Here is a 23,292-nt window from a genome sequence, read left to right on the forward strand (position 1 = left end):
CCAAAAGAAAAGCGCCATTGTACAGATTGATCACATCGTTTGAGCAAAGTGAACATCATGGATGATCTGGATCAGGAACTACTGAGCGCGCTGCGCCACAATGCGCGCACGCCGGTATCGTCGCTTGCGGCGATGACCGGCGCGTCACGCGCTACCGTGGCGGCCCGTATCGACCGGCTGGTAGCGAATGGCACGATTGCCGCCTTCACCATCCGCACCGGTCATGAAGTGCGCTCGGCCGGTGTCCGGGCCATCATTCTCATCGAGGTTCTCGGCAAGCTCGCCGACAAGGTGGCCGATCAGCTGCGCGGTCTTCCGCAGGTGCGCGCGCTTCACAGCACCAACGGCAAATGGGACTTCATCGCCGAACTGGAAGACCGTGACCTGGTTTCCTTCGACGAGACGCTCCGGCGCATCCGCCTGATCGACGGCATCAACGTTACCGAGACCAACATCCTGCTGAAGACCAGCAAGACGGTGTTCTGATCAGTATTCGTGCTCGTAGACGACGCCTGCTTCGCCAGAGCCGTTGCCGCCGGCCGCGCCACGCAGCTTCACGCCGCGGCCGACATCGAGATTGATGACCGCCTTGGCGCCAGCTTCGCCACCCTGCTGCAGCTCGAAATAGGTGCGCTCGTTGAGATAGCGGCCGACGCTGACGCTGGTCTGGCCCTTTTCGTCGGTACTGATGTCGAGATCGTCGACGCCGAGCTGATTGCGCAGGCCTTCGAAGAGCGAGGTTGAACGGCCGCCCGCCAGCTGGCTGACGGCATCGGCAAGCTGGGCGATCTGCACCGGCGAGAGCTTCGACATCGACTGACCGAAGATCAGCTGCGCCAGCACTTCGTCCTGCGGAAGGGCGGGGGAGGAGGAGAAGGTAATGGCGGGATCGGTGGCGAGACCCGCGACATCGACGGTCAGCGTCGTCGTGCCCGATGTCGAGCTTGCTTCCATGTCGAGCGCCGGTGTCAGGTCGCCGGCGAAGGTGATGCGGCTCTTGTCGGTGAAGTTCATGCGCCGATTGAGGATCGTCAGGCGGCCGCGCCGCATGGTGAAGCCGCCGGAGACGACGGGCGAGGCTGCCGTTCCCTTGATCGTGACGCTGCCGCCGAGCTCGGAATCGATGCCGCGGCCGCGGACGAAGATCTGCGAGGGCGCATCGAGCCGCAGGTCGAGGGCGATGGTCGAGGATTTCTGGCTGGCGCCCTGGTTGCCTTCGTCGCGCAGCTGGGCGCGAACGGCGGCAGGCGCATGGATATGCTTGATGTTGATCTCGCGCAGCGATGTCGGCAGCTTTTCCGGTACCGTGATCGATGCCTTTTCGAGATTGAGGCGGCCGCTCAGCGTCGGATTGGAGAGCAGCGGGCCGCGCATGCCGAGCGTGCCATCCACCGTGGCGACAACCAGCGTGCCGTCGACATAGACGGCCTTGTCGAGCTTCACCTCGATATTGACGGGGTAGCCGCTGTTCGGCTGGATGCCAACCGTGCCGCTGGCAGAGATGGCACCGCCGCTGGCGAGATTGGCGCTGAAGCGGGAAATAGTCGCCTGCTGACCATTCATGGTGATGTTGGCGGTCAGGTTGTTGAGCGCCAGATTGCGGCGCACGTCGACGAGCTTGGCGCCGCTGGTGTTGATCGTGCCGTTGATCACGGGACCACCGGCGTTGCCGGTGATGCGCAGATCGATATCTGCGGCACCATCGGCGACAAGGCCCTGCTGGGCGAGTTGCGCGCCGAGAATGGCGAAGGGGAGATTGCCCTTGAACTGCAGGTTCAGGGCGCGCTGGCCCGCTATGCCGACGCTGCCGCCACCCTTCATCGACAGGCCGCCTTCGCCGCTGAGACCGGTATCGATCGTCAGGGTTTGCCCTGCAAGCTTGCCATCGGCGGTGATGCCGAGCGGCGCGAGCCCTGCGCTCTTCGTCTGGCTGGTCGCGGCATTCTTCCAGTTCAGCTTGAAATCGACATTCGGGATCGGCAGCTTTCCGGCGGCGCTTGCACTGCCCGAGATCGCGCCCTCGGCGCCGAGACCGGGAACGAAAGCGTTAGCGATGCCGGCCGGCAGATTGGCGATATCGGCATTGGCCTTCAGCGAATTGGCATCGGGGCCCGCGACCGTGAAGCTGCCCTTGCCCTTCAGGGACAGGGCGCCGCTGCCGCTGGCATTGACGTTGAAATTCAGCGTGTTGCCCGACAGCGTCCCATCGGCCGAGACGCCAAGGCCGGTGACGTTGGCGGCTTTCGTATGGCTCGTGGCCGCGTTCTTCCAGGTCACCTTGAAATCTGCAGCGGGGTTCGGAAGCTTGCCGGATGCCTTGGCGGTGCCGGAGATCAGGCCCTCGGCGCCGAGGCCGGGAACGAAGGGATTGGCGAGACCGGCCGGGACGCTGCTGATATCGGCATCGACATTCAGCATATTCGCATCCGGGCCGGAGACGATGAAGTTGCCATTGGCCTTCAGGGAGAGGCTGTTGGTGCCGCTTGCCGTGGCATCGAAATCGAGCTTGTCGTCGGCGAACTTGCCCTTGGCCGAGACATCGAAGCTTGCAAGCTTTGCCTTCTTTGTCTGGTCGGTCGCGGCATCGCTCCAGGTCAGGTTGAAGTCGGCAGTCGGCCGCGGCAGCTTGCCGGATGCCTTGGCGGTGCCGGAGATCAGGCCTTCGGCACCGAGGCCAGGAACGAAGGGATTGGCGAGGCCGGCAGGCAGATTGCTGACGGTTGCATCGACCGAGATCGCGTTGGCATCGGGGCCTGCGACCGTGAAATTGCCGAGCGCCTTCAGCGACAGGCTGTTCTTGCCGCTGGCGGCCGCATCGAAGTCCAGCCTGTTATCGGCGAACTTGCCCTTGGCCGTCACGTCGAAGCTGGCGAGCTTTGCCTTTTTCGTCTGATCGGTTGCGGCATTGGCCCAGGTCAGGTCGAAATCGGCGGTCGGCGCCGGAAGCTTGCCCTTGGCCTTGGCCGTGCCCGAGATCAGGCCCTCGGCGCCGAGGCCCGGCACGAACGGGTTTGCGAGACCGGCGGGGACGTTGCTGAGCGTCGCGTCGACTGAGAGCGTGTTGGCATCCGGTCCGGCGACGGTGAAATCGCCGAGAGCCTTGAGAGACAGGCTGTTGGCGCCGTCGGCGCTGGCGTCGAAATTGAGCTTGTTGTCGGCAAACTTGCCCTTGGCGGAGACGTCGAAGCTGGCGAGACCGGCCTTTTTCGTCTGGCCGGTTGCTGCGTCAGTCCAGGCAAGATCGAAGTCGGCGGCCGGGCGCGGCAGTCTGCCACTCGCCTTTGCCGTTCCGGAAATCATGCCTTCGGCTGCCAGATCCGGAACGAAGCCGTTGGCGAGGGATGCGGGGACATTGCTGACGGTCGCATCGACGGAGAGAGTGTTGGCCTGAAGGCCGGAAACGATGAAATTGCCGGTCGCCTTGAGGCTCAAATCCTTGGCGCCCGCCGCATCGACGGTGAAATCGAGCGTGTCTCCGGCGAAGGTGCCGTTTGCCGTTATGCCAAGCTTGGCGAGCCCGGCTTTGACGGTCTGGGTGGTTGCAGCGTCCTTCCAGGTCACCTTGAAATCGGCGGTCGGTTGCGGAAGCTTGCCAGATGCCTTTGCCGTTCCCGAGATGATGCCCTCGGCGCCTAGATCGGGAACGAAGGCATTGGCGAGAGCAGCCGGCACATTGGCGATCTCGGCATCGACGGATAGCGCCTGCGCATCAGCGCCCGCCACCGTGTAATTGCCCGAAGCCTTCAGCGACAGCTTCTTGTCGCCTGCCGCGGTGGTCTCGAAATCCAGGCGGTTATCGGCAAACTTGCCGCCAGCCTCGATCGCGAAGCCGGAAAGGCCGGCAGCCTTGGTGTGGCTGGTCGCGGCATCCTTCCAGTCGAGCTTGAAATTGGCGAGCGGTGCCGCGGGCGTGCCGGTTACCGTGACCGTGCCCGAGATGGTCCCGGCCGCTTCGAGTTTGGGCACGAAGGTGTTCGCGAGGCTTGCCGGCAGGTCCTTGATCGTGGCGTTGATATCGAGTGTTTCCCCGGCCGAGCCGGAGACGCTGACCGAGCCGTCGCCGGTGCGGATCGTCAGGCCGTCGAGCTTCGCAGCGCCACCCGAGATGGTGACTGCCGTCGGTGCAGCCAGGTCGACTGCAATGTTGCGCGGCTTGGCGGAGAGCTGGTTCAGCTCGATCTTCATGTCGCCGCCATTGGTCTCGACGGCACCGGCCGCGACCAGTGGATTAGCGTCATAGATCGACGACAGATCGAAATTTGTCCGGTTCTGCTGCTGGGTGAAATTCAGCGCCAGACCGCTGATCACATTGGCGCCCGACGAAATCTCGTCGGCCTTGACGACGCCGCTGGCGGCGAAGGCCTTGAGGTCGCTGATCGTCACATCGATATCGGGCCGGACGAGCGAGAGGCCGTCGCGGCGGATGCCGCTGCCGCTTGCCTTGGCGGCGATCGAAATCTTGCCGCCGTCATTGGCGATGTCGAAGCCGCCCTTGAGGTCGCCCTCGGCACGCTGACCGGCAAGCGCCGCAAGCAAGCCAACATCGGGGAAATCGAAGCTCAGCTTGCCGCTCGGCAGGAAGGATGGCGTCAGTTCGATATTGCCGTTCAGCTTGTTGGCGCCGGCCTCGACGGAGATCGACGGGATGCTGGTGATGCCGTCCTTGGAAAGGGCGTTGGCATTGATCGTCAGCGGCTGGCCGTCGATCGCGCCCTTCGCCTCGATCGTTGCCTGCGGTGCGGCTGGGTCGGCGGTGCCGGTGATGTTGACGTCAAGGTTCGAAAGCGTGCGGTCGACCGTATGCAGCGTCGCCGACTTGAGATTGGCCTTGATCGCAAGGGCCGAGAGCGCGCCGCTGACATTGACCGTGTAACCGACTTCACCGCTGGCGTTCTCGGCGAGCTTGCCGATATCGGGCAGGCGTCCGCTGAGATCCGCAGCCAGCGTGTCGCCGTCAAGCGTCACGTTGCCGGCTGTTTCGATCGTGCCGGATTTCACGATGAGGTTCGACAGGTTGATCTTCGACGGGATCGTGCCGGCGACCTGGGTTTCGATCGAGATCGGCGTGTCGAAGCGTGGAGCGACGGCGGGCGGGAGGGCGGCCGGCTCGATGGTCAGCTTGGCATTGCCCGTCAGTGCCTGGCTTGCCAGCCGGTAGGTGCCGTTGACGCTGCCGCTGGCATTGGCGCTTTCGAGCGTCGTGCCGTTGAAGCCGATGCTGTCAGGGGCAATCTGGATGGGGGCAGCGAGCGTGACCGGGCCCTGAACTGCGCGGTTGAGGTTCGGATCGAGGAAAGCCGTATCGCCGGCCACCAGCCGGATCTGTACGCCACCGCTGCGCTTGGCGATGTTGAACGCGTCGCTCTTGGCTGTGAGCTTGACGTTGCTTGCCGTTGCCTGCGGCAAGGTGACGGCGTCGAGCGAGGCGCTCGCGTTCAGGCGGGCTGCCTGGGCATCGCCCGTCAGCGCCAGATTGAGGCCGCTGATCAGGAAGCGCGCCTCGCCCTTTTCGAGAGGCCAGCGGAAATCGACCGGACCCGACGTGCCGAGCACATTGGCGTTGAGGCTGTTGTTGCCGGCGGGATCGAGCGTGCCGGAGGCGGCGATGACCACCGAGCCGGTTGCGAGATTGCCGGTCTGGATGTCGATCTTGCCCTTGTTGTCGAAGGTGGCGGCCAGATCGATATTCGTTTGGCCGGCAAAGAGCGGACGGAAGGGCGGGGGAAGCAGCGAGCTCAGGTCGCCGCCGCCTTTCAGGTTCAGCTGGTGAAGCCCCTCAGGCGTCAGGACATGCTGGCCCTCGATTGAGGCGCGCGGCTGACCATCGAGCGAGGCCTGCAGCTTGGCCTTCCAGTTGGAGATCGGTCCGTCGCCGTCGATGGCGACATTGACGGCAGGTTCGCCCGGCAAAGACAGCAGCGTTGCCAGAAGCCCGCCCTTGGGCTCGGCCACCTGCGCCTTCAGCCGCAGCTGATTTTCTCCAGGGATGAAGGCGACGTCGGCGCTGAGCTTGGCGTCCGGCACGGACTGGCGGTTGACGTTGATGACGGCATGGCCGCCGTCCTGGTCGGCCTGCACATTGCCGTTCGCCGTCAGCGTGAAGGCGCGTCCGGCCAGCTGTTCGCTGAGATTGATCTGCGGCAGCGCAATGTTGTCGATGGCGATCTTGATCGGCAGTTTGAAGCCGCCTTCCTCGCCGGTATCGGGCGGGGAGGGCAGGGTGCGGATCGGCTTACGCACGACGGTCACCGACTGGATGCCGATCTGCTTGGCGTGGAAGGTGCCGGTCAGAAGTGCCAGCGGGTTCCAGTTGATCGAGATGCCGCGGGCTTCGGCAAAGACACCGCGCGTATCGGAAATCGTCACCTGCGCCGCATCGAGACCGCCGGTCAGCAGACTGCCGGGCTCGCGGATCGCGATGTTCATGTCGCGGTTGGAGATGATCTCGGCGACCTTCTCCGTCACGATGCGCGAACCGAAGGTGGTGAAGCCGAAGATGGCAATGGCGATCGCCGCGGCCACAAGCACGACGCCCAGCCCGTAGCCGAGCAGCCTTACGATCCAGTTGATGAGCTTCGTCAGTGCTTGCATGAAGGCGGACACTATCCCGTTCGCGAGGTGCTGCAGCGGCCAAGCGGCTGCTTGTCACACCGTTAGAATGATTGGCCTATGCCGGCATAGATGCCATAGGCCGTGCCATTTTCGTACTTGTTCAGCGGTACGGCAAAATCAAGCCGCAACGGGCCGAAAGGCGTTGCATAGCGGATGCCGACGCCCGCACCGGCCCGGAAATCCCCGAAATCCGGGAAGGTCTCGGCGGAGACCGTGCCGACATCGAGGAAGGGCACGATGCCGATCGTATCGGTGATCCTCACGCGCGCTTCTAGCGACGCGGTCACGTAGGACTTGCCACCCGTCGCCTCGTTGTCGGCGTCATAGGGCGAGATTTCCTGATAGCCGTAGCCGCGCACCGATCCGCCGCCGCCTGCGAAGAAGCGGCGGGTCGCCGGGATGTCCTGCAGCTCTCCGCCGACCATGAAGCCGGCCGCGAGCTTGCCTGCAAAGACGACATTGTCCTCAGCGCCGATTGCCTGATAACCCGAGATCGAGCCCTCGAAGGAGGAGAAGATCGTGCCGTTGAAGGCTTCATAGCTCGGGGTTGCCGCGAGCGTTGCGCGGTAGCCTTCGGTCGGGTTGAACTTGTTGTCGCGGGCGTCGCGCTCATAGGTCAGCGGCAGAGCGAAGGTCAGGTATTCGCTCTGGCCGAAGGCGTCGTCGTCCTTTTCGTAGCTGATCTCGCCCGCCGCCGAGACGGTGTCCTGATCGCTGAGCTCATAGGCATAGCCGAGCGAACCGGTGAGCAGCGAGGCATTGTAGGCATCCGGGTTTTCGGTCTTGGCGAGGATCGATGCCTTCAGCGTTCCGGCGGGCAGGAAGGCGCCGGGCTTGGTGAAGGAGATGCCGGCCGAGTAATCGAGATTGCTGATGTCGTTTTCGCCGAGACGGCCGACCGCGCCTTCGATGCGCAGCGATTCCGCCTCGCCGAAGAGGTTGCGGTGGCCCCAGTACCCCTGAACGCCGAAGCCGTCGATCGTCGAATAATTGGCGCCGAAGCCGAAGTAGCGCTGCTTGCCTTCGGAGACCTCGATGGTCATCGGCAAAGTGCCATCGGCAGCAAGCTCGTTGGCTTCGTGAATGGTGACGCTGGAGAAGACGCCGAGCGCCCGCAGCCGGTCACCGGCCTTCTTCAGGGCTTCGGGCGAATAGGCATCGCCGCGGTTGAGCCGGGAATAGCGCTGGATGAAGTCCGGTTTCACACCCTTTTCGCCGGTGACGCCGACGGAGCCAACAGGTGCGACCGGGCCGCCTTCCGTGGTGATGATGATGTCGACGGTGTTGCTGCTGTGGTCGGCGACGACCTCACGCTTGGTGAGCTTGGCAAGCGGGCGGCCTTCGCTCTTCAGTTGCTCGACGATCTTGTCGCCGGCCTTGATGATGACGAGGGATCCGGCTTCCTGGCCGGGCGCGAGGTCATAGTCGGCCGGATTGCGCATCGCCGCGTCGCCGCCGAACTGGACATCGCGGACATGGAAGACGGGGCCTGGATCGACGGAGACGTTGACCGGGACCGGCTTCGAGCGGTCGAAGACCGGATTGGGCGGCAGGTCATCGATATTCTTGCCGCCGATGGTGATGGTGACCACACCGCCGTAGCGGGCCTTTTCGTAAAGCGTGGCGATCAGCCGGTCGCGATCGTCGCGCGCCTTGACGACGACGCCGAGATCGCCGGAGACGGGCTTATCCTTGTCGCCGACCAGACGAGAGCTGTTCTGTAGCGCTTCCGTGAGATCGGGATCGGCGGTGCCCGCGGTCAGATCGACGTCATAGCGCACCGGATCAGGAACCTGCTCCGCGTCGCTATCGTCCTTGCCGAATATCGTTATGCCAAACAGCTTGAAGGCGTATGCCTCATTGACCAGAATCGGCGAAAGCGCGGCGGTTGCCGCGATCACCATCATGGTGCCTGTCCGCCGATACGCGAAACCCGCTTTCGGTGTCTTCCCTCTGATCTGCATCCGCCGCTTTTTGTTACATGAAAATGAAGCTTCGCGTTGCCCAGCCGCGGGCACCTTAGCGGCAAAAATGCGAAACGTGTACCAATTTAAGTTGTTGCTGGGCTAATTTAGTACAAAAAATGAAAAATCCCGGCGCTGGCCGGGATTTCTGCATCGTCGAATTTAAGTCTTAGTAGCCGCCGCGTGGGCAGTCGTCGATATAGCGGTTGCCGTTCCGGTCGCGGTAGTAGCACTGGCCAGGCTGCTCGGCGACACGGCCGATCAGGGCGCCGGCGACACCGCCGATTGCTGCGCCAACAGCGGCGCCACGAACATTACCGGTTGCAACGCCGCCGATCACGGCGCCGGATGCGGCGCCAATGCCGGCACCCTGCTGGGTTGGAGTACAGCTCGCGATCGAGAGGCCGACGAGTACGAATGCAATAATCTTCTTCATTTTCATCTCCTGGGTTGGCTGCCCCCGGGCAGCAGCTGTCCCTCACGTGTTTTTCTTTTTGTCACGCTGCCTGCAAACTATGGCGTAAAGAAATCGTGTCCAGCAAGTGCCACGAAAAAATCCGGTCACGCTTCATTTCAGAACGTTGCAAGAGGGCTCGTGGCTTTTCCTCCCGCATAGTGAAGCAAAATTGATACAACTCCCTAAAGTAGCGGTTGATAGTGCAGGGAAAAAGTCAAATGATGCCGCTTGTGCCTGGAGGAGGCACGAGGAGGACATCATGGCGAAAGTCAAACTGACGGTGAATGGCCGCGCGGTGAGCGGCGACTGTGAAGAAAGAACGCTTCTCGTCCATTTCATTCGCGAAAAGCTCGGCCTGACCGGCACCCATGTCGGGTGCGACACGACCCAATGCGGTGCCTGCGTCGTTCACATGGACGGCAAGTCGGTGAAGAGCTGCACGATCCTTGCCGTCCAGGCATCCGGCTCATCGGTGACGACGATCGAGGGGATTGCCGCAAACGGCGAACTGCACCCGGTCCAGGCTGCCTTCAAGGAGCATCACGGCCTGCAATGCGGCTTCTGCACGCCCGGCATGGTGATGGCCTCGGTTGATATGATCAACCGGCATGGCGGCCAGCTGGACGAAGACACCGTCCGCCACGAGCTCGAAGGCAATATCTGTCGTTGCACCGGCTATCACAACATCGTCAAGGCCGTGCTCTCTGCCAATGCTGAAATGCATGGCGGCGCCAAGCAGGCTGCCGAATAGCATCTCCCTGAATTCGTCTGGCAGCTGCCGAACACGATACCCTTTGGCGGAATGCCAGGCCCGAAACCCCATTGGAGGACATCATGGGTGTTGAAGGAATTGGTGCACGCGTCGCACGCAAGGAAGACAAGCGGTTCCTGACCGGCAAGGGCCGTTATACCGACGATATGGTCGTCCCGGGCATGAAATACGGCTATTTCATTCGCAGCCCGCATGCGCATGCAAAGATCAAGAATATCGACGTTTCTGCCGCCAAGGCGATGCCTGGCGTGATCGACGTGCTCGACGGCAAGCAGCTGCTCGCCGACGGCATCGGCAATCTGATCTGCGGCTGGATGATCCATTCGCGCGACGGTTCGCCGATGAAGATGGGTGCCTGGCGGCCGCTGGCCGTCGATACCGTTCGCTATGTCGGCGATGCCGTGGCCATCGTCGTTGCGGATTCGCTCGGCGAAGCACGGGATGCCGCCGAGGCCGTTAGCATCGATTATGAAGAGCTTCCCGTCGTCACGGAGGCCGTCGAGGCTTTGAAGCCCGGGGCGCCGCAGATTCATCCGGAATCATCCGACAATCTGATCTTCGACTGGGTGATCGGCGATGAAGGCGCGACCGACAAGGCGATTTCGGAGGCCGCCCATGTCACCGAAATCGAGCTGACCAACAACCGTCTGTCGCCGAATCCGATGGAGCCGCGCGCGGCGCTCGGGATCTACGATTCCGCCGAGGATCACTACACCTGCTACACGACCAGCCAGAACCCGCATGTGGCCCGTCTTGTGATGAGCGCCTTCTACAATGTCGCGCCGGAAAACAAGCTGAGGGTGATCGCGCCCGATGTCGGCGGCGGCTTCGGATCGAAGATCTATATCTATCCGGAAGAGATCGTCTGTCTCTGGGCCTCGAAGAAAACCGGCGTTCCCGTGAAGTGGAATTCCGATCGCACCGAGGCGTTTCTGACGGATGCGCATGGGCGCGACCATGTCTCCAAGGTGAAGATGGCCTTCGACAAGGATCATCGCATCATCGGCCTGAAGGTCGATACGATCGCCAATCTCGGCGCCTATATGTCGCTCTTCTCCTCCGCGGTGCCGACCTATCTCTACGCGACGCTGCTTTCCGGCCAGTACGACATCCCGGCGATTCACGCCAATGTCCGTACCGTCTATACCAACACCGCGCCTGTCGATGCCTACCGCGGTGCCGGGCGGCCGGAGGCGACCTATCTGCTTGAGCGGACGATGGAGACGGCGGCGCGCGAGCTCGGCATTTCTCCGGCGGAACTCCGGCGCAAGAATTTCATCCGCTCCTTCCCGCATCAGACACCCGTGATCATGATGTATGATGCCGGCGACTACGACGCGTCGCTGAATGCGGCGATGCAGGCTGCCGACTGGAGCGGTTTCGAAAGCCGCCGGGCGGAGGCTGCGAACCGCGGCATGAAGCGCGGTATCGGCATGAGCTGCTATATCGAAGCCTGCGGCATCGCGCCGTCTCAGGCGGTCGGCTCGCTCGGTGCTGGTGTCGGCCTGTGGGAATCGGCAGAGGTGCGGGTCAATGCGGTCGGCACGATCGAAGTTCTGACTGGCTCGCACAGCCATGGCCAGGGCCACGAGACGACCTTCGCGCAGCTGGTAGCGGACCGTCTCGGCGTTCCGATCGACAGCGTCTCGATTGTCCATGGCGACACCGACAAGGTACAGATGGGCATGGGCACCTACGGCTCGCGCTCCGGCGCCGTCGGCATGTCCGCCGTCGTCAAGGCGCTCGACAAGGTGGAGGCCAAGGCCAAGAAGATCGCCGCGCATCTGATGGAAGCCGACGAGAGCGATATTGTCGTCGAGAACGGCGAGCTGAAGGTTGCCGGTACCGACAAGGCGCTGCCGTGGTTCCAGGTGGCGCTCGCTTCCTATACTGCGCACAACCTGCCGGCGGGCATGGAGCCCGGTCTGAAGGAGACTGCGTTCTACGATCCGTCGAACTTCACCTTCCCGGCCGGGTGCTACATCTGCGAGGTCGAGGTCGACCCGGAAACAGGTCATACCAAGATCGTGCAGTTCGTCGCCGCCGACGACTTCGGCAATATCATCAACCCGATGATCGTCGAGGGGCAGGTGCATGGCGGCATCGCCCAGGGTATCGGCCAGGCGCTGCTCGAAGGCGTCCATTACGACGAGAACGGCCAGCTGCTGACGGCGAGCTACATGGATTATGCCATGCCGCGCGCCGACGATCTGCCGTCGTTCAAGATCTCGCACCAGAACACGCCTTGCCCCAGCAATCCGCTGGGCATCAAGGGCTGCGGTGAGGCGGGTGCGATCGGCTCTCCGCCGGCGCTGATGAACGCCATCACCGACGCCATCGGCAACAACATGCTGACCATGCCCGCCACACCGCAGAAGGTGTGGATGGCGGCACGCGCAACGAACTGAGGAGGACGGGCCATGTATGAACTCAATTATCACCGCGCTTCTTCGGTCGATGAAGCCGTCAAGCTGATTTCGGGCAAGCCGGAAGGCAAGTTCGTCTCCGGCGGCATGACGCTGATCGCGACGATGAAGCAGCGTCTCGCCGCGCCGAGCGATCTCGTCGATCTGCGCCACATCGATGCGATGAAGGGCATCAAGGTCGATGGCCGCAAGGTGACGATCGGCGGGGCAACAACGCATGCCGAAGTGGCGGCCTCGTCCGCCATCCGCGGCGTGTGTCCGGCTCTCTGTGAGCTCGCCGGGCTGATCGGCGATCCGCATGTCCGGCACATGGGAACGATCGGCGGATCGATCGCCAACAACGACCCGGCCGCAGATTATCCGGCGGCGATGCTGGCGCTCGGCGCGACCATCATCACCAGCAAGCGGCAGCTTGCGGCAGACCAGTTCTTCACCGGTCTGTTCGAGACGGCGCTCGCGGATGGCGAGATCGTCACGGGTGTCAGCTTCGATGCACCGGACAAGGCCGGCTACGCCAAGTTCCGCAACCCGGCGTCGCGCTATGCGATGACCAGCGTTCTGGTGGCCAAATCCGGGGGGACGGTTCGGGTCGGCATCGCGGGGGCGGGCAGCAACGGCGCGTTTCGGCACGGCGGCCTCGAGGCGGCTCTTGCTGCCAACTGGTCGCCGGATGCGGCGATGGGCGTTCAGGTCGATGCCAGCGGCCTGCTCTCCGATCTGCATGCCAGCGCGGAATATCGCGCCAATTTGATAAAAGTCATGACGAAGCGCGCGGTTGCCGCTGTAGGCTAGAACTACAGGGCAATTGACGGCATTCCCGATATGTCAACCCAGCCGCTTTATCGGCTGGGTTGAAGCTTTTTCGTCTGGAATGATTCAAAAATATGCGCCTTTTGCCGCAGTTGATGCTAAAGCAGGGGCCATGGGTTGACGCGCGTCGGTGTGCCCAGCAAAACGGTCGCGTGATACTGGAGCATATGCATGGATTTCGAAGCGTTTTTCAAAAGCGAGCTGGAAGGTCTTCACGCCGAAGGCCGCTATCGCGTTTTTGCCGACCTTGAGCGCCACCGCGGAAGTTTCCCGCGTGCGACGCGCCACACGGCCGACGGCCCGAAAGACGTAACAGTCTGGTGCTCCAACGACTATCTCGGCATGGGGCAGCATCCCAAGGTGATCGAGGCGATGAAAGCCGCCATCGAGCACTGTGGCGCGGGTGCGGGAGGCACCCGGAATATCTCTGGCACCAACCACTACCACGTTCTGCTTGAGCGCGAGCTCGCCGATCTGCATGGCAAGGAAGCCGCGCTGACCTTCACGTCGGGCTATGTCTCGAACTGGGCGGCGCTCGGCACGCTCGGCGGCAAGATCCCCGGCATGATCATCTTCTCTGACGCACTGAACCACGCCTCGATGATCGAAGGCATTCGCTATGCGAAGTGCGAAAAGGTTATCTGGAAGCATAACGACATCCACGATCTCGAGGCCAAGCTGGCGGCCGCCGATCCGAAGGCGCCGAAGCTGATCGCTTTCGAAAGCGTCTACTCGATGGACGGCGATATCGCGCCGATCAAGGAGATCTGCGATCTCGCCGACAAGTATGGGGCGATGACCTATCTCGACGAAGTGCATGCCGTCGGTATGTACGGCCCGCGCGGCGGCGGCATTGCCGAGCGCGAAGGACTGATGGACCGGATCACGGTCATCGAAGGCACGCTTGCCAAGGCTTTCGGCGTCATGGGCGGCTATATCGCGGCGTCGACGGCGCTTTGCGATTTCATCCGCTCGTTTGCATCGGGCTTCATCTTCACGACCTCGCTGCCGCCGGCGCTCGCTGCTGGTGCCGTCGCTTCGATCCAGCACCTGAAATCGAGCCCGTTCGAGCGTGCCCGTCATCAGGATCGCGTGCGCAAGCTGCGCGTGCTGCTCGACCAGCAGGGCATTCCGCATATGCCGAACCCGAGCCATATCGTGCCGGTCATGGTCGGCGATGCGGCCAAGTGCAAGTGGATCTCGGATCTGCTGCTCGACAATTTTGGCGTCTACGTGCAGCCGATCAATTACCCAACCGTGCCGAAGAAGACCGAGCGCCTGCGCTTCACGCCGACGCCGCAGCATACGGATGCCGATATCGAACATCTGGTCGGTGCGCTGCATTCGCTCTGGTCGCGCTGCGCATTGGCGCGGCACGTTGCCTGAGCGGAAAAGAGAAACAGCTTGATAAACAAATGGCCGCTTAAGCGGCCATTTCCTTTTGAGCGATGATTTCGCCCGCTCGGCGTCTCGCCTCGCCATCGGCGGCAAATACGTCTTCCATCGTTGCTGCCGCCTTGTAGCCGGTCATGTCGTCCATGACGCGCTCGGCGATATCTGCCATTTCAAGGAAGCCGATCCGTCCATCGCAGAAGGCGTGGAAGGCGATCTCTTCGGCTGCATTCATGACGGCGCCCTGCAAGCCGCCGCGCTCGAGCGCGGTGCGGGCGAGGCGCAGAGCAGGGAAGCGCACTTCGTCGGGCGCTTCGAAATCGAGCCGTGCGAGCTTTGCAAAATCCAGCCGTTCGACGTCGAGCTTCGAGCGGTTCGGATAGGTCAGCGCATAGCCGATCGCCGTGCGCATGTCTGGGCAGCCGAGCTGCGCCAGCACCGAGCCGTCGACATAACCGACCATCGAATGGATCACCGACTGCGGATGGACGATGACTTCCACCTGATCCGGACGGAGGTTGAAGAGATGCTTCGCCTCGATCATCTCCAGCGCCTTGTTGAACATCGAGGCGCTGCCGATCGAGATCTTCAATCCCATCGACCAGTTCGGATGGGCACGGGCGATATCGGCGGTGACACCGGCCATCTGCTCACGCGTCCAGGTGCGGAACGGACCGCCGGAGGCCGTGAGAACGATGCGCTCGATCGCATGATGCTGGCCGTCTTCGAGCGACTGGAAGATGGCGCTGTGTTCGCTGTCGACAGGGATAAGCTGCCCGCCGCCTTCGGCCACGGCCTTGACGAAGAGCTCGCCGGCGGACACCAGGCATTCCTTGTTGGCGAGCGCGATGTCGGCGCCGCGTCTTGCGGCTGCCAACGTCGGTTCCAAACCGGCCGTCCCGACGATCGCCGCCATGACGACATCCGCGTCGCGGGCGCCGGCCTCGATCAGGGCTTCGCGGCCTGCGGCGACCTCGATGCCGGTGCCGGATAGTGCATCCTTCAGGGCGCCGTAGCTTGCCTCATCGGCGGTGACGGCGAGCTCGGCGCCGCAGGCTTTTGCCTGCTCCGCCAGCAGCGCGACATTGGCGTTGCCTGATATGGCGACGACCTCAAAGGCTTCGCGGCCACCAAGCTGGGTGACCACATCGAGCGTGTTGACGCCGATCGAGCCGGTTGAGCCGAAAATGCTGAGGCGCCGCGGCGCGTTAGGGCCGGTCTTCATGCGCGTGTCTTATCCAGAGCCGTCATTTGTCTTCGGCTCTAGCGCGCTTTCCGGGGTGCGGCAAGTGTGCAACGCAGCAGTTTTCTCTTCCAGCGGGGTTTACAGAGCGGCATCGGGATGGGATTCCTATAACATCCGTGGAGGATGACGGGATGCGCGGCTGCTTGCGGCCATCGGTGTATCCCAGCGCTCCGGCGCATCGGGTAGAGGGCATCGCGATGCCTCTGCCATTTCAAAAATCGGGAGGATCGACAGAGGTGCCGCAAGGCGCATCTGCATGATTGTTGTGCGCTTCAGGCGCCAAGGGACCGGCTTGCTGACGATGCTGAAAATGACCTTTCTCTTCGCCGTAGGGGCTTTCGCCGCGCTTCCCGCGCGGGCGGATAATCTGCTGATCTGGAATCCGGTGCAGGTGTCCGATCAGTCCTACAAGGCGACGATGGGTTTCCGTCTGCCGTTCGAATGGGAAACGAGCGCTGGCGCCGATCTCGGGCTCGCCGCAACCGATGGCGATGCGATCCTGCCTGGATCGGGGCAGGCGACCCTCTGGGGCAAGATCACCCGCGTCAGGGTGACCCCGGCCGGCAATGCGCAACAATCGGCGGGCGTGCGGGTCGATACGCTGCGGGGCAGCGGATCGCTGATGCTCAGCCGAGCGAAGAGCTTCATCCTGTCCGACTCTCTCGACCTGCAGACCAGCCGCTTCGTCAATGTCGGCTACGATCCGCTTGCGGCGCGCCAGACCTCGGTGACGGCGACGCAGGCGGTCAAGCTCATCTATCCCTGGACGGGAACATCGCTGACGGCGAATGGCAGCGTCACCGATTTCGGGCAGGATTTTTCGAGCACCGTCGGCGTCAGCCAGAACATTCTGCCGAACCTCAATCTCAATGCTGCCGTCAACGATCCGCTCTCCGCCGGGCGGGCGGCCAGCGTCAACGTCAACTACCGCGTCACCTGGTGATCTGAAACCAAGCCCGGCCTCCGGCGTTTCCCTGAGATCACCATAAGGAGGACGAGTGATGGTTTTCAAGGAAGCCACATTTCATGGCAAGCAGCCGGAGATCGAGGTGGAGTTCGTCAATCACGCGGCGTTGGAAATCGCCGCTGCCGAGGCGCTGGCGACCGCCGGAGATATCGATGCCTCGGATGTGCAGGTGACGTCCGATGCCGACGATATCGTCCTGACGGGTACGGTTGCGACCGTCGGCGAAATCGAGCGGGCGACCGCAATCGTCCAGGCTGTGCAGGGGGTCCACGACGTCCGCAACCAGATCCTGCTCGGATAAAATTGCGCGCGTTAACCATTAACAAAAGATTAACGTTCTGTAATTGGACCCCACCTGCCTTGCGGCCTAGGTCTAGAGCCATGCAACTGGCTTAACCGGAGGTGCGGCAAATGCATCGCATGGAAGAGATCAACCGCAGGACCTGGCGCAATCCGATCGCCCGGCGCGATTACCGGGCGAGCACCGGCTTCATCAACGAAGGCGAACGGCTGGTGTTTGAGATCGCACGAAAGCGCGCGAGCGGCGGGCGGATCCTGGATATCGGCATTGGCGGCGGACGGACGACCGGGCTGTTTTGCGATATCGCCGCAGACTATGTCGGCATCGACTATACGCCTGAAATGGTGGAGCTTGCCCAGCGCAATTATCCGCAGGCGCAGCTGGCGCATATGGATGCGCGCGATCTCTCTGCTTTCGGCAATGCCAGCTTCGATCTCGTGCTGTTCAGCTATAATGGCATCGATTCCGTCGATGCGGAGGGACGGCGAGCCGTTCTGTCCGAGGTATCGCGCGTGCTCAGGGCGGGCGGGACCTTCGTCTTCTCCACCTTCAATCGCAACTGGCATGGGTTCGGCGAAAAGCGGGCGCGCTCATCGATCGTCTGGTCGAACGATCCGCTGCGACTCGGCTTCCGGCTGGTAAAGCATGCGATGGGTCTCGTTCGCGAGCGCCGGTTTGCCCCGCTTGAGCAGCGTGAAGGCGAGCACGCGATCCTGCTGCACCGCGCCCATGATTTCGGGATCATGGTCTATGCCACGACGCCGCAGCAGCTGCGCGCGCAACTGGGCGCCAGCGGTTTCGACGGCGATCCGATGCTGTTTTCCGTCGATGGCCACCTTCTCAGCGGCGGAACCCTTCCCGAGGAAGAGTATTTCCACGTCGTCGCCTATAAGCCGGCGCTCAGCTGATCAGCCGGCGAAGCGCTCGACCAGGAAATGCGAGCCAGTGCTGGCGCCGGCGACACGGTCGGTCTTCTGCGTGGTGACCGGACCCTGCGGATGATAGGCGAGCACCAGCAGGATGGCGCTGATCGCGACATAGGCGACGGTGAGCAAAGCAAGTTTCTGACGCATGACAAAACTCCTGTTTTGCCAGCTTAACGCCCGCCTTTTCTCAAAGTTCCAGCTGCGGCGATTGGCGTCCGCCCAACAAAAAACCGGCCGCGTGGCGGCCGGTTTCAATCATGCTGAGCTATCTGTTAGCGGCAGACGCGGGTCTTCCTGACGACCCAGTGGCCGTGTTCGTGAATGCGGGCCGTCTTGGTGTAGCAATGCGTCATGACGTGATGCATCGGCTTATGCCAATGATGGTCCGGACCGCGCTCGGTGGTGGTGACCGTCATGCTGGCCGCCTGGGACGGGGCGGTGGTGGAGACAATGGCGGCTGCGGCAAGCATGGAAGCAAGAATAAGAGATTTCATGGTTTTGGCCTTTCAATTAACCGGACGATGAACTCGCCAGACGGTGGGCCGGTTCCAACCTTACGAAATATTTAGGTTTTTCGCCCGAAGGCGGCTATGATTAGCCACCGCTCAATTTCTGCGTGGGGTTGCCCAAGCGGGCATTCGGACATCGAGTGCGGCCAATAAGCAACGGTCCTGCCTTCGAATTGTCCCCTTTGCGATCAGAACGTTAAGGACGTTCTTCATTGTGCATGGAAACAATGAAGGCTGTTTGGATCGTTCTGCGATCCCATACGTTATTTGTGGCTGGGTTTGCTTGCCGGTGCGTTTTCGATCTGAAGCTGCCGGTGCCATTTTGAGAAGGAGACCATGATGAAAAAGACCATTGCGATGGTAGTTGCAGCAGCTTCGCTTGCCCAGGCTTGCGTTACGGCGGCCAGTGCAGCCGATATGGTCCGGACCTACGAGGAACCGGATACGCGCGGCGGCGTCAAGATCGGCATGCTCACCTGCGATATCGGCGGCGGTCTCGGCTATGTGCTGGGTTCTGCCAAGGAAGCCGATTGCGTCTTTAGCTCGACGATCGGCAATGAGGTCACCGACCACTATACCGGCGATATCCGCAAGCTCGGCATCGACCTCGGCTTTACCACCCGCAGCCGCCTCGTCTGGGCCGTCTTCGCACCGACCGCCGGCTATCACCGCGGCTCGCTCGGCGGCCTCTATGTCGGCGCATCGGCCGAAGCCACCGTCGGCGCCGGCGTCGGCGCCAACGTCCTGATCGGCGGCACCTCCGGCTCGATCCACCTCCAGGCCCTCAGCGTCACCGGCCAGCTCGGCCTCAACGTCGCTGCCGGCAGCGCTTCGATGACGCTGACCCCGGGCTGATTTCAGGCCAATTCGCGCCCCTTCCGCCATGGCGGAAGGGGCGTGGCGAATATGAAATTGCGTATGAGAACATTGAAGGTTCCGACGTGATCGGACGCGTGGCAATCAAACTTGAAGTCTGCGCTGAGGGTCTTCCGGTGGTAGAGGAAGATCATCAATCATTCTGAGCGCTACCGAACTTCCTTCCAGATATCTACCGAGACCTGGATCATCTGTGTAGAGGTCGCTTGCTCCTCTCACTACAGCTGTTGCAGCGATCATCGCGTCGTATTTCATAGCTACTCGCCATCCCGGCAACCTCTGATCCTGAGGGATTTTCTCGATTGCCTGAGCTATGCGCTCGCCGGTTTCGATCGCTATAACCTCATCGAAAGCCTGGACATTAAAACCTTTCTGCTTTCGAATTATCTCTACCATTTCCTCAACGCGTTGCGCTCTGCCTGCAACGAATTCTGCCAGAGAAGGGGCGGGGACCGTGATGACAGTGTTCTTCGATAAGGTGTTCAAGAAGAAATTTACACGATCGGATCGGCCATCTTTGTCCTGCGTGCTGGTCGGATCGATCATGAAAATTAAAAAATTTGTATCGACGACAATCATGCGCGGCGTAGCTCATCTACATTCTTGACGATCTCTTGAGCAGAGCCAGGCTCCAGCAAATTTTTGAGTTTGCTAAGAGTTTCGTCAAGGGGCTCGTCGTCGAGAACCTCAAAGGCTGTTGCTTTCAAGTTGTCGAGAGACCATTTCCCTTCCGTGTTTCGACTCCACTTTCCTTCACCACTTAAACGAACGAACTGGTGGAAACAGTGGGCGAGTTCAATTGCGGCTGTCGCGTTCAACGATATGCCAGCGGCGCTCAAATCCCCGTCGATTTCCAAGCCAACTTTCACCAGATCTCCTGCACCCTCAATGCGGATCAGCCGTCCTTGGATGGCGGTATGCTGAGTGACACTCCTGATTGCTTTCGAAGCCCTTACTTTGCCAGGGAACGAGATAGTTTCTCCCCCTTTGGGCAGCGGCAGTTCGGCGGTCCAGCCGTCTTCCGCCAGAGCTTCATTAATCTTGCGCCAAGGAGCTGCCGCTTCTGCATCATTGTCGTTATGCGCCGCCTCCCGTATCCGTGGAGAGATTACGGCAACCTGTTGCGCATCCGCGCATGCCACGATGCTCACGCTTTTGTTGAGAACTTCTTTGAAATGAACGTGCTCGGGCGACCCCATGAGCTTTGCAAGCTCGGCCATATAAAAGGCGAGTCGAGCCATTGGAATAGTATCGGGCTTTGGACCAATGATGCGGAAAGGGTATTCAAGGAAATCGCTCAATTTACCCTCCCCGGTTCTGATATATATTTAGACTTCACATGATAACGCATCATTAAGCCAAAACGATGCCCCATATTCGAAACAGGGAAATTAAAAGTCGTCTCGCTGGCGCCAGTCTGCGTAAGATAAGCCGCTCAAATAATGGTGATTCCGACGCGATTCGAACGCGTGACCCTCAGATTAGGAATCTGATGCTCTATCCTGCTGAGCTACGGAACCACTTGGTGCTCATGCATACAAAAGGCTTGGCGGGAAGCCAAGCCTTTTTCAGGTTTAGCTGCAAGTATCGGATCAGGCGCCGAGGCGCTGTTCGGTGAGGCGGACCCAGTAGGAAATGCCGTGGGCGATGGCCTCGTCGTTGAAATCGTAGGCCGGGTTGTGCAGGCCTGCGGTGTCGCCGTTGCCGATGAAGATGAAGGCGCCGGGGCGGGCGTTCAGCATGTAGGAAAAATCCTCGCCGCCCATCATCGGATCGATCTCGGGATTGACGTTTGCCGCACCGGCGATGTCGGTTGCCGTTGCGATCGCGTGGCCGGTCTCGTCGGCGTGGTTGACGGTAACCGGGTAATTGCGATGGAAGGCGATTTCGGCTTCGGCGCCGTGGGTGGCGGCAACGCCGTTCACCACCTGCTTGAAGCGGCTTTCGGCTAGGTCGCGAACCTCACCGTCGAGCGTGCGGATCGTGCCGGCGATCTGGGCGTCGTTCGGAATGACGTTATGGGCGAAGCCAGCGTTGAACTTGGTAACGGAGATGACGACCGAACGCAGCGGATCGACGGTGCGGGCGGCGATCATCTGCAGGTTGGAGACGATCTGGGCGCCGATGGCGATCGGGTCGATCGTCCGGTGCGGCTGGGCGGCGTGGCCGCCGCGGCCCTTGATGGTGACGGTGAATTCGTCGGTCGCTGCCATGATCGGGCCCTTGCGGATGGCAAACTGGCCGACGGGCAGGCCCGGCAGGTTGTGCATGCCATAGACCTCTTCGATGCCGAAGCGCTCCATCATGCCGTCCTTGACCATCAGGTTGCCGCCGCCGCCGCCTTCTTCGGCGGGCTGGAAGATGACGGCGACATTGCCGGTGAAATTGCGGGTCTCGGCTAGGTATTTCGCGGCGCCGAGCAGCATGGCCGTGTGACCGTCATGGCCGCAGGCATGCATCTTGCCGGCTGTCGTCGAAGCCCAGGGCTTGCCGGTGATTTCGGTGAGCGGCAAGGCGTCCATATCGGCGCGCAGGCCGATGGTGCGGCCTTCGCCCTTGCCCTTGATCAGGCCGACGACTCCAGTGCGGCCGATGCCGGTCACGATTTCGTCAACGCCGAACTCCTTGAGCCTTTCGGCAACGAAAGCGGCAGTGTTTTCGACGGCGAACAGCAGCTCGGGCCGGGCGTGAATATGGCGGCGCCACTCGGTCACTTCATCCTGCAATTCAGCGGCTCTGTTCAAAATCGGCATGCGAAAATTCCTATAACGAAAACGGGTTTTCCACGGCACCGAAGACATGGTGCCGCGAAAAGAACTTATTCAATGGCCTTTGCCATGTCATGGCCATATACGTTAAATAGGTGAAGGTTTCGAGATTTCCGGACAATTTAAGGACTAGACGTGTCGACGCGCCAGAATCGTTTGTTCGCTGCTTTGCGGCCGGTATCATTCGCAGTCAGTGCTGCCGCAGCTCTGCTTTCTTCGGTCCCGCTGGCGCAGGCCAATCCGCATATTCTCGTCGATGTCCAGAGCGGCCGCGTGATCGAGCATGAGGAAGCCTTCCGCAAATGGTATCCGGCATCGCTGACCAAGCTGATGACCGTCTATACGACCTTCGATGCCATCCGCTCCGGCCAGATCAGCCTCGACACCCCGATCGTCATGAGCAAGCAGGCTGCCGCCCAGCCGGCCGCCAAGATGTATTACAAGCCCGGCCAGAAGCTGACGCTCGACAGCGCACTGAAGATCCTGATGGTCAAGTCGGCCAACGATATCGCGGTTGCTGTCGCGGAAGCCGTTGCAGGCACGCAGGATGCCTTCGTGCTGCGGATGAATGCCGAGGCCGTCAAACTCGGCATGACGGATTCGCATTTCGTCAATCCGAACGGCCTGCCGGGCAAGGGGCAATATACGACGGCGCGCGATCTGGCGATCCTGACGGTCGCGCTGCGCCGCGACTTCCCGCAATATGCCGGCTATTTCGCGCTCGAAGGTTTCACCAACGGCAAGACGAATACGCCGAGTATCAACCTGCTGATCGGGCGCTTCGCTGGCGCTGACGGCATGAAGACGGGCTTCATCTGCGCTTCCGGTTTCAACCAGATCGGTTCGGCAACCCGCAACGGACGCACGGTGGTTTCCGTCGTGCTCGGCACGGACAGCCTTGCGGCGCGCGCAGATGCGACGGCTAACCTGCTGGAGAAGGCATTCTCCTCGCCGACGTCCTCGGGCGATACGCTCCGCTCGCTCAAGCCCTATGGGCCGGGGCAGGATGCGGTCACCGATATCAGCGCCGACATCTGCAGCGCCAAGGGCGCCAAGGTGCGCAGCGAAACGCGCGATGAAGTGGGCCGCATGAAGGTACAGTCGCCGTATATCCATGAGATGGACCACGAGCCGAACTTCGTCTTCGCCGGTCTGATCCCCGGCCAGGACCCGCAGCCCGACAAGACCGCCAAGGCGGATGCGATCGGCGATGCTGCCAATGTTCCGGTGCCGCTGCCGCGTCCCACGTCCTTCTAAAGGCAAGTC

19 protein-coding genes and 1 tRNA gene are annotated in these 23,292 nt (G+C 61.7%); 10 read left to right on the forward strand and 10 right to left on the reverse strand.

The genetic code is table 11. The annotated features are described in order from the left end of the window. Nucleotides 1-57 precede the first annotated feature (57 nt). Nucleotides 58-486 carry an Lrp/AsnC family transcriptional regulator gene (locus F2982_RS10840; protein ID WP_112720162.1) on the forward strand — a complete coding sequence of 143 codons (429 nt, stop codon included), beginning with the start codon at nt 58-60 and terminating at the stop codon, nt 484-486. On the opposite strand, the gene F2982_RS10845 is transcribed toward F2982_RS10840, so the two are convergent. The 3 genes from F2982_RS10845 to F2982_RS10855 all read right to left on the reverse strand — a co-directional run bounded on the left by F2982_RS10845 (nt 487) and on the right by F2982_RS10855 (nt 9,012). After that, nucleotides 487-6,591: a translocation/assembly module TamB domain-containing protein gene (locus F2982_RS10845; RefSeq protein ID WP_203427810.1), complete on the reverse strand. Its 6,105-nt coding sequence runs from the start codon at nt 6,589-6,591 to the stop codon at nt 487-489. It abuts the gene before it with no gap. Nucleotides 6,592-6,653: 62 nt separating this feature from the next. Then, complete coding sequence (locus tag F2982_RS10850) at nt 6,654-8,576, reverse strand: autotransporter assembly complex family protein (RefSeq protein ID WP_203427811.1); 1,923 nt, start codon at nt 8,574-8,576, stop codon at nt 6,654-6,656. Nucleotides 8,577-8,745: 169 nt separating this feature from the next. Further along, a complete protein-coding gene (locus F2982_RS10855; protein WP_112385738.1) occupies nt 8,746-9,012 on the reverse strand; it encodes a YMGG-like glycine zipper-containing protein in 267 nt (88 codons plus the stop codon). A 280-nt stretch (nt 9,013-9,292) separates the two neighbouring features. On the opposite strand from F2982_RS10855, the gene F2982_RS10860 reads away from it, so the two are divergent. From F2982_RS10860 to hemA, 4 genes are all read left to right on the forward strand, one after another. After that, a complete protein-coding gene (locus F2982_RS10860) occupies nt 9,293-9,784 on the forward strand; it encodes a (2Fe-2S)-binding protein (RefSeq protein ID WP_203427812.1) in 492 nt (163 codons plus the stop codon). Nucleotides 9,785-9,867: 83 nt separating this feature from the next. Beyond that, nucleotides 9,868-12,213, forward strand: coding sequence for a xanthine dehydrogenase family protein molybdopterin-binding subunit (locus tag F2982_RS10865; RefSeq protein WP_203427813.1), 2,346 nt, complete (start codon nt 9,868-9,870; stop codon nt 12,211-12,213). Nucleotides 12,214-12,225: 12 nt separating this feature from the next. Next, complete coding sequence (locus tag F2982_RS10870) at nt 12,226-13,023, forward strand: xanthine dehydrogenase family protein subunit M (RefSeq protein WP_112720167.1); 798 nt, start codon at nt 12,226-12,228, stop codon at nt 13,021-13,023. Between the two features lie 189 nt (nt 13,024-13,212). Continuing rightward, nucleotides 13,213-14,427, forward strand: a complete 1,215-nt coding sequence (hemA, locus tag F2982_RS10875; RefSeq protein WP_130284298.1) for a 5-aminolevulinate synthase — start codon at nt 13,213-13,215, stop codon at nt 14,425-14,427. Nucleotides 14,428-14,464: 37 nt separating this feature from the next. Here the strand turns inward: hemA and dxr are convergent, their stop codons facing one another. Further along, entirely contained in the window at nt 14,465-15,658 is a 1,194-nt protein-coding gene (dxr, locus tag F2982_RS10880; protein WP_203427814.1) for a 1-deoxy-D-xylulose-5-phosphate reductoisomerase, read from the reverse strand. A 331-nt stretch (nt 15,659-15,989) separates the two neighbouring features. Here dxr and F2982_RS10885 point away from each other — a divergent pair, with 331 nt between their 5' ends. From F2982_RS10885 to F2982_RS10895, 3 genes are all read left to right on the forward strand, one after another. Further along, entirely contained in the window at nt 15,990-16,622 is a 633-nt protein-coding gene (locus tag F2982_RS10885; RefSeq protein ID WP_246777428.1) for a hypothetical protein, read from the forward strand. A gap of 58 nt (nt 16,623-16,680) precedes the next feature. Then, complete coding sequence (locus F2982_RS10890; RefSeq protein ID WP_203427815.1) at nt 16,681-16,947, forward strand: BON domain-containing protein; 267 nt, start codon at nt 16,681-16,683, stop codon at nt 16,945-16,947. A gap of 110 nt (nt 16,948-17,057) precedes the next feature. Then, nucleotides 17,058-17,855, forward strand: coding sequence for a class I SAM-dependent methyltransferase (locus tag F2982_RS10895; RefSeq protein ID WP_203427816.1), 798 nt, complete (start codon nt 17,058-17,060; stop codon nt 17,853-17,855). Here F2982_RS10895 and F2982_RS10900 read toward each other — a convergent pair whose 3' ends face one another. Further along, nucleotides 17,856-18,020, reverse strand: a complete 165-nt coding sequence (locus F2982_RS10900; RefSeq protein WP_203427817.1) for a hypothetical protein — start codon at nt 18,018-18,020, stop codon at nt 17,856-17,858. Between the two features lie 125 nt (nt 18,021-18,145). Continuing rightward, nucleotides 18,146-18,367 (reverse strand): hypothetical protein, encoded by a 222-nt coding sequence (locus F2982_RS10905; protein WP_203427818.1) that lies wholly within the window; start codon nt 18,365-18,367, stop codon nt 18,146-18,148. Nucleotides 18,368-18,721: 354 nt separating this feature from the next. Here F2982_RS10905 and F2982_RS10910 point away from each other — a divergent pair, with 354 nt between their 5' ends. After that, complete coding sequence (locus tag F2982_RS10910; protein WP_199627837.1) at nt 18,722-19,237, forward strand: DUF992 domain-containing protein; 516 nt, start codon at nt 18,722-18,724, stop codon at nt 19,235-19,237. A gap of 105 nt (nt 19,238-19,342) precedes the next feature. Here F2982_RS10910 and F2982_RS10915 read toward each other — a convergent pair whose 3' ends face one another. The 4 genes from F2982_RS10915 to F2982_RS10930 form a co-directional block, all read right to left on the reverse strand. After that, entirely contained in the window at nt 19,343-19,837 is a 495-nt protein-coding gene (locus F2982_RS10915) for a PIN domain-containing protein (RefSeq protein ID WP_203427819.1), read from the reverse strand. Then, nucleotides 19,834-20,559, reverse strand: a complete 726-nt coding sequence (locus F2982_RS10920; protein WP_203427820.1) for a hypothetical protein — start codon at nt 20,557-20,559, stop codon at nt 19,834-19,836. Before F2982_RS10920 ends, F2982_RS10915 begins: the two co-directional genes overlap by 4 nt. 142 nt (nt 20,560-20,701) lie before the next feature. After that, nucleotides 20,702-20,778 (reverse strand) — tRNA-Arg (locus tag F2982_RS10925). A 72-nt stretch (nt 20,779-20,850) separates the two neighbouring features. Further along, a complete protein-coding gene (locus F2982_RS10930; protein WP_203427821.1) occupies nt 20,851-22,011 on the reverse strand; it encodes a M20 aminoacylase family protein in 1,161 nt (386 codons plus the stop codon). Between the two features lie 150 nt (nt 22,012-22,161). Here F2982_RS10930 and F2982_RS10935 point away from each other — a divergent pair, with 150 nt between their 5' ends. After that, nucleotides 22,162-23,283: a D-alanyl-D-alanine carboxypeptidase family protein gene (locus F2982_RS10935; protein ID WP_203427822.1), complete on the forward strand. Its 1,122-nt coding sequence runs from the start codon at nt 22,162-22,164 to the stop codon at nt 23,281-23,283. Nucleotides 23,284-23,292: the final 9 nt, after the last annotated feature.

Source organism: Rhizobium sp. BG4 (assembly GCF_016864575.1).
Taxonomy (GTDB): Bacteria; Pseudomonadota; Alphaproteobacteria; order Rhizobiales; family Rhizobiaceae; genus Rhizobium.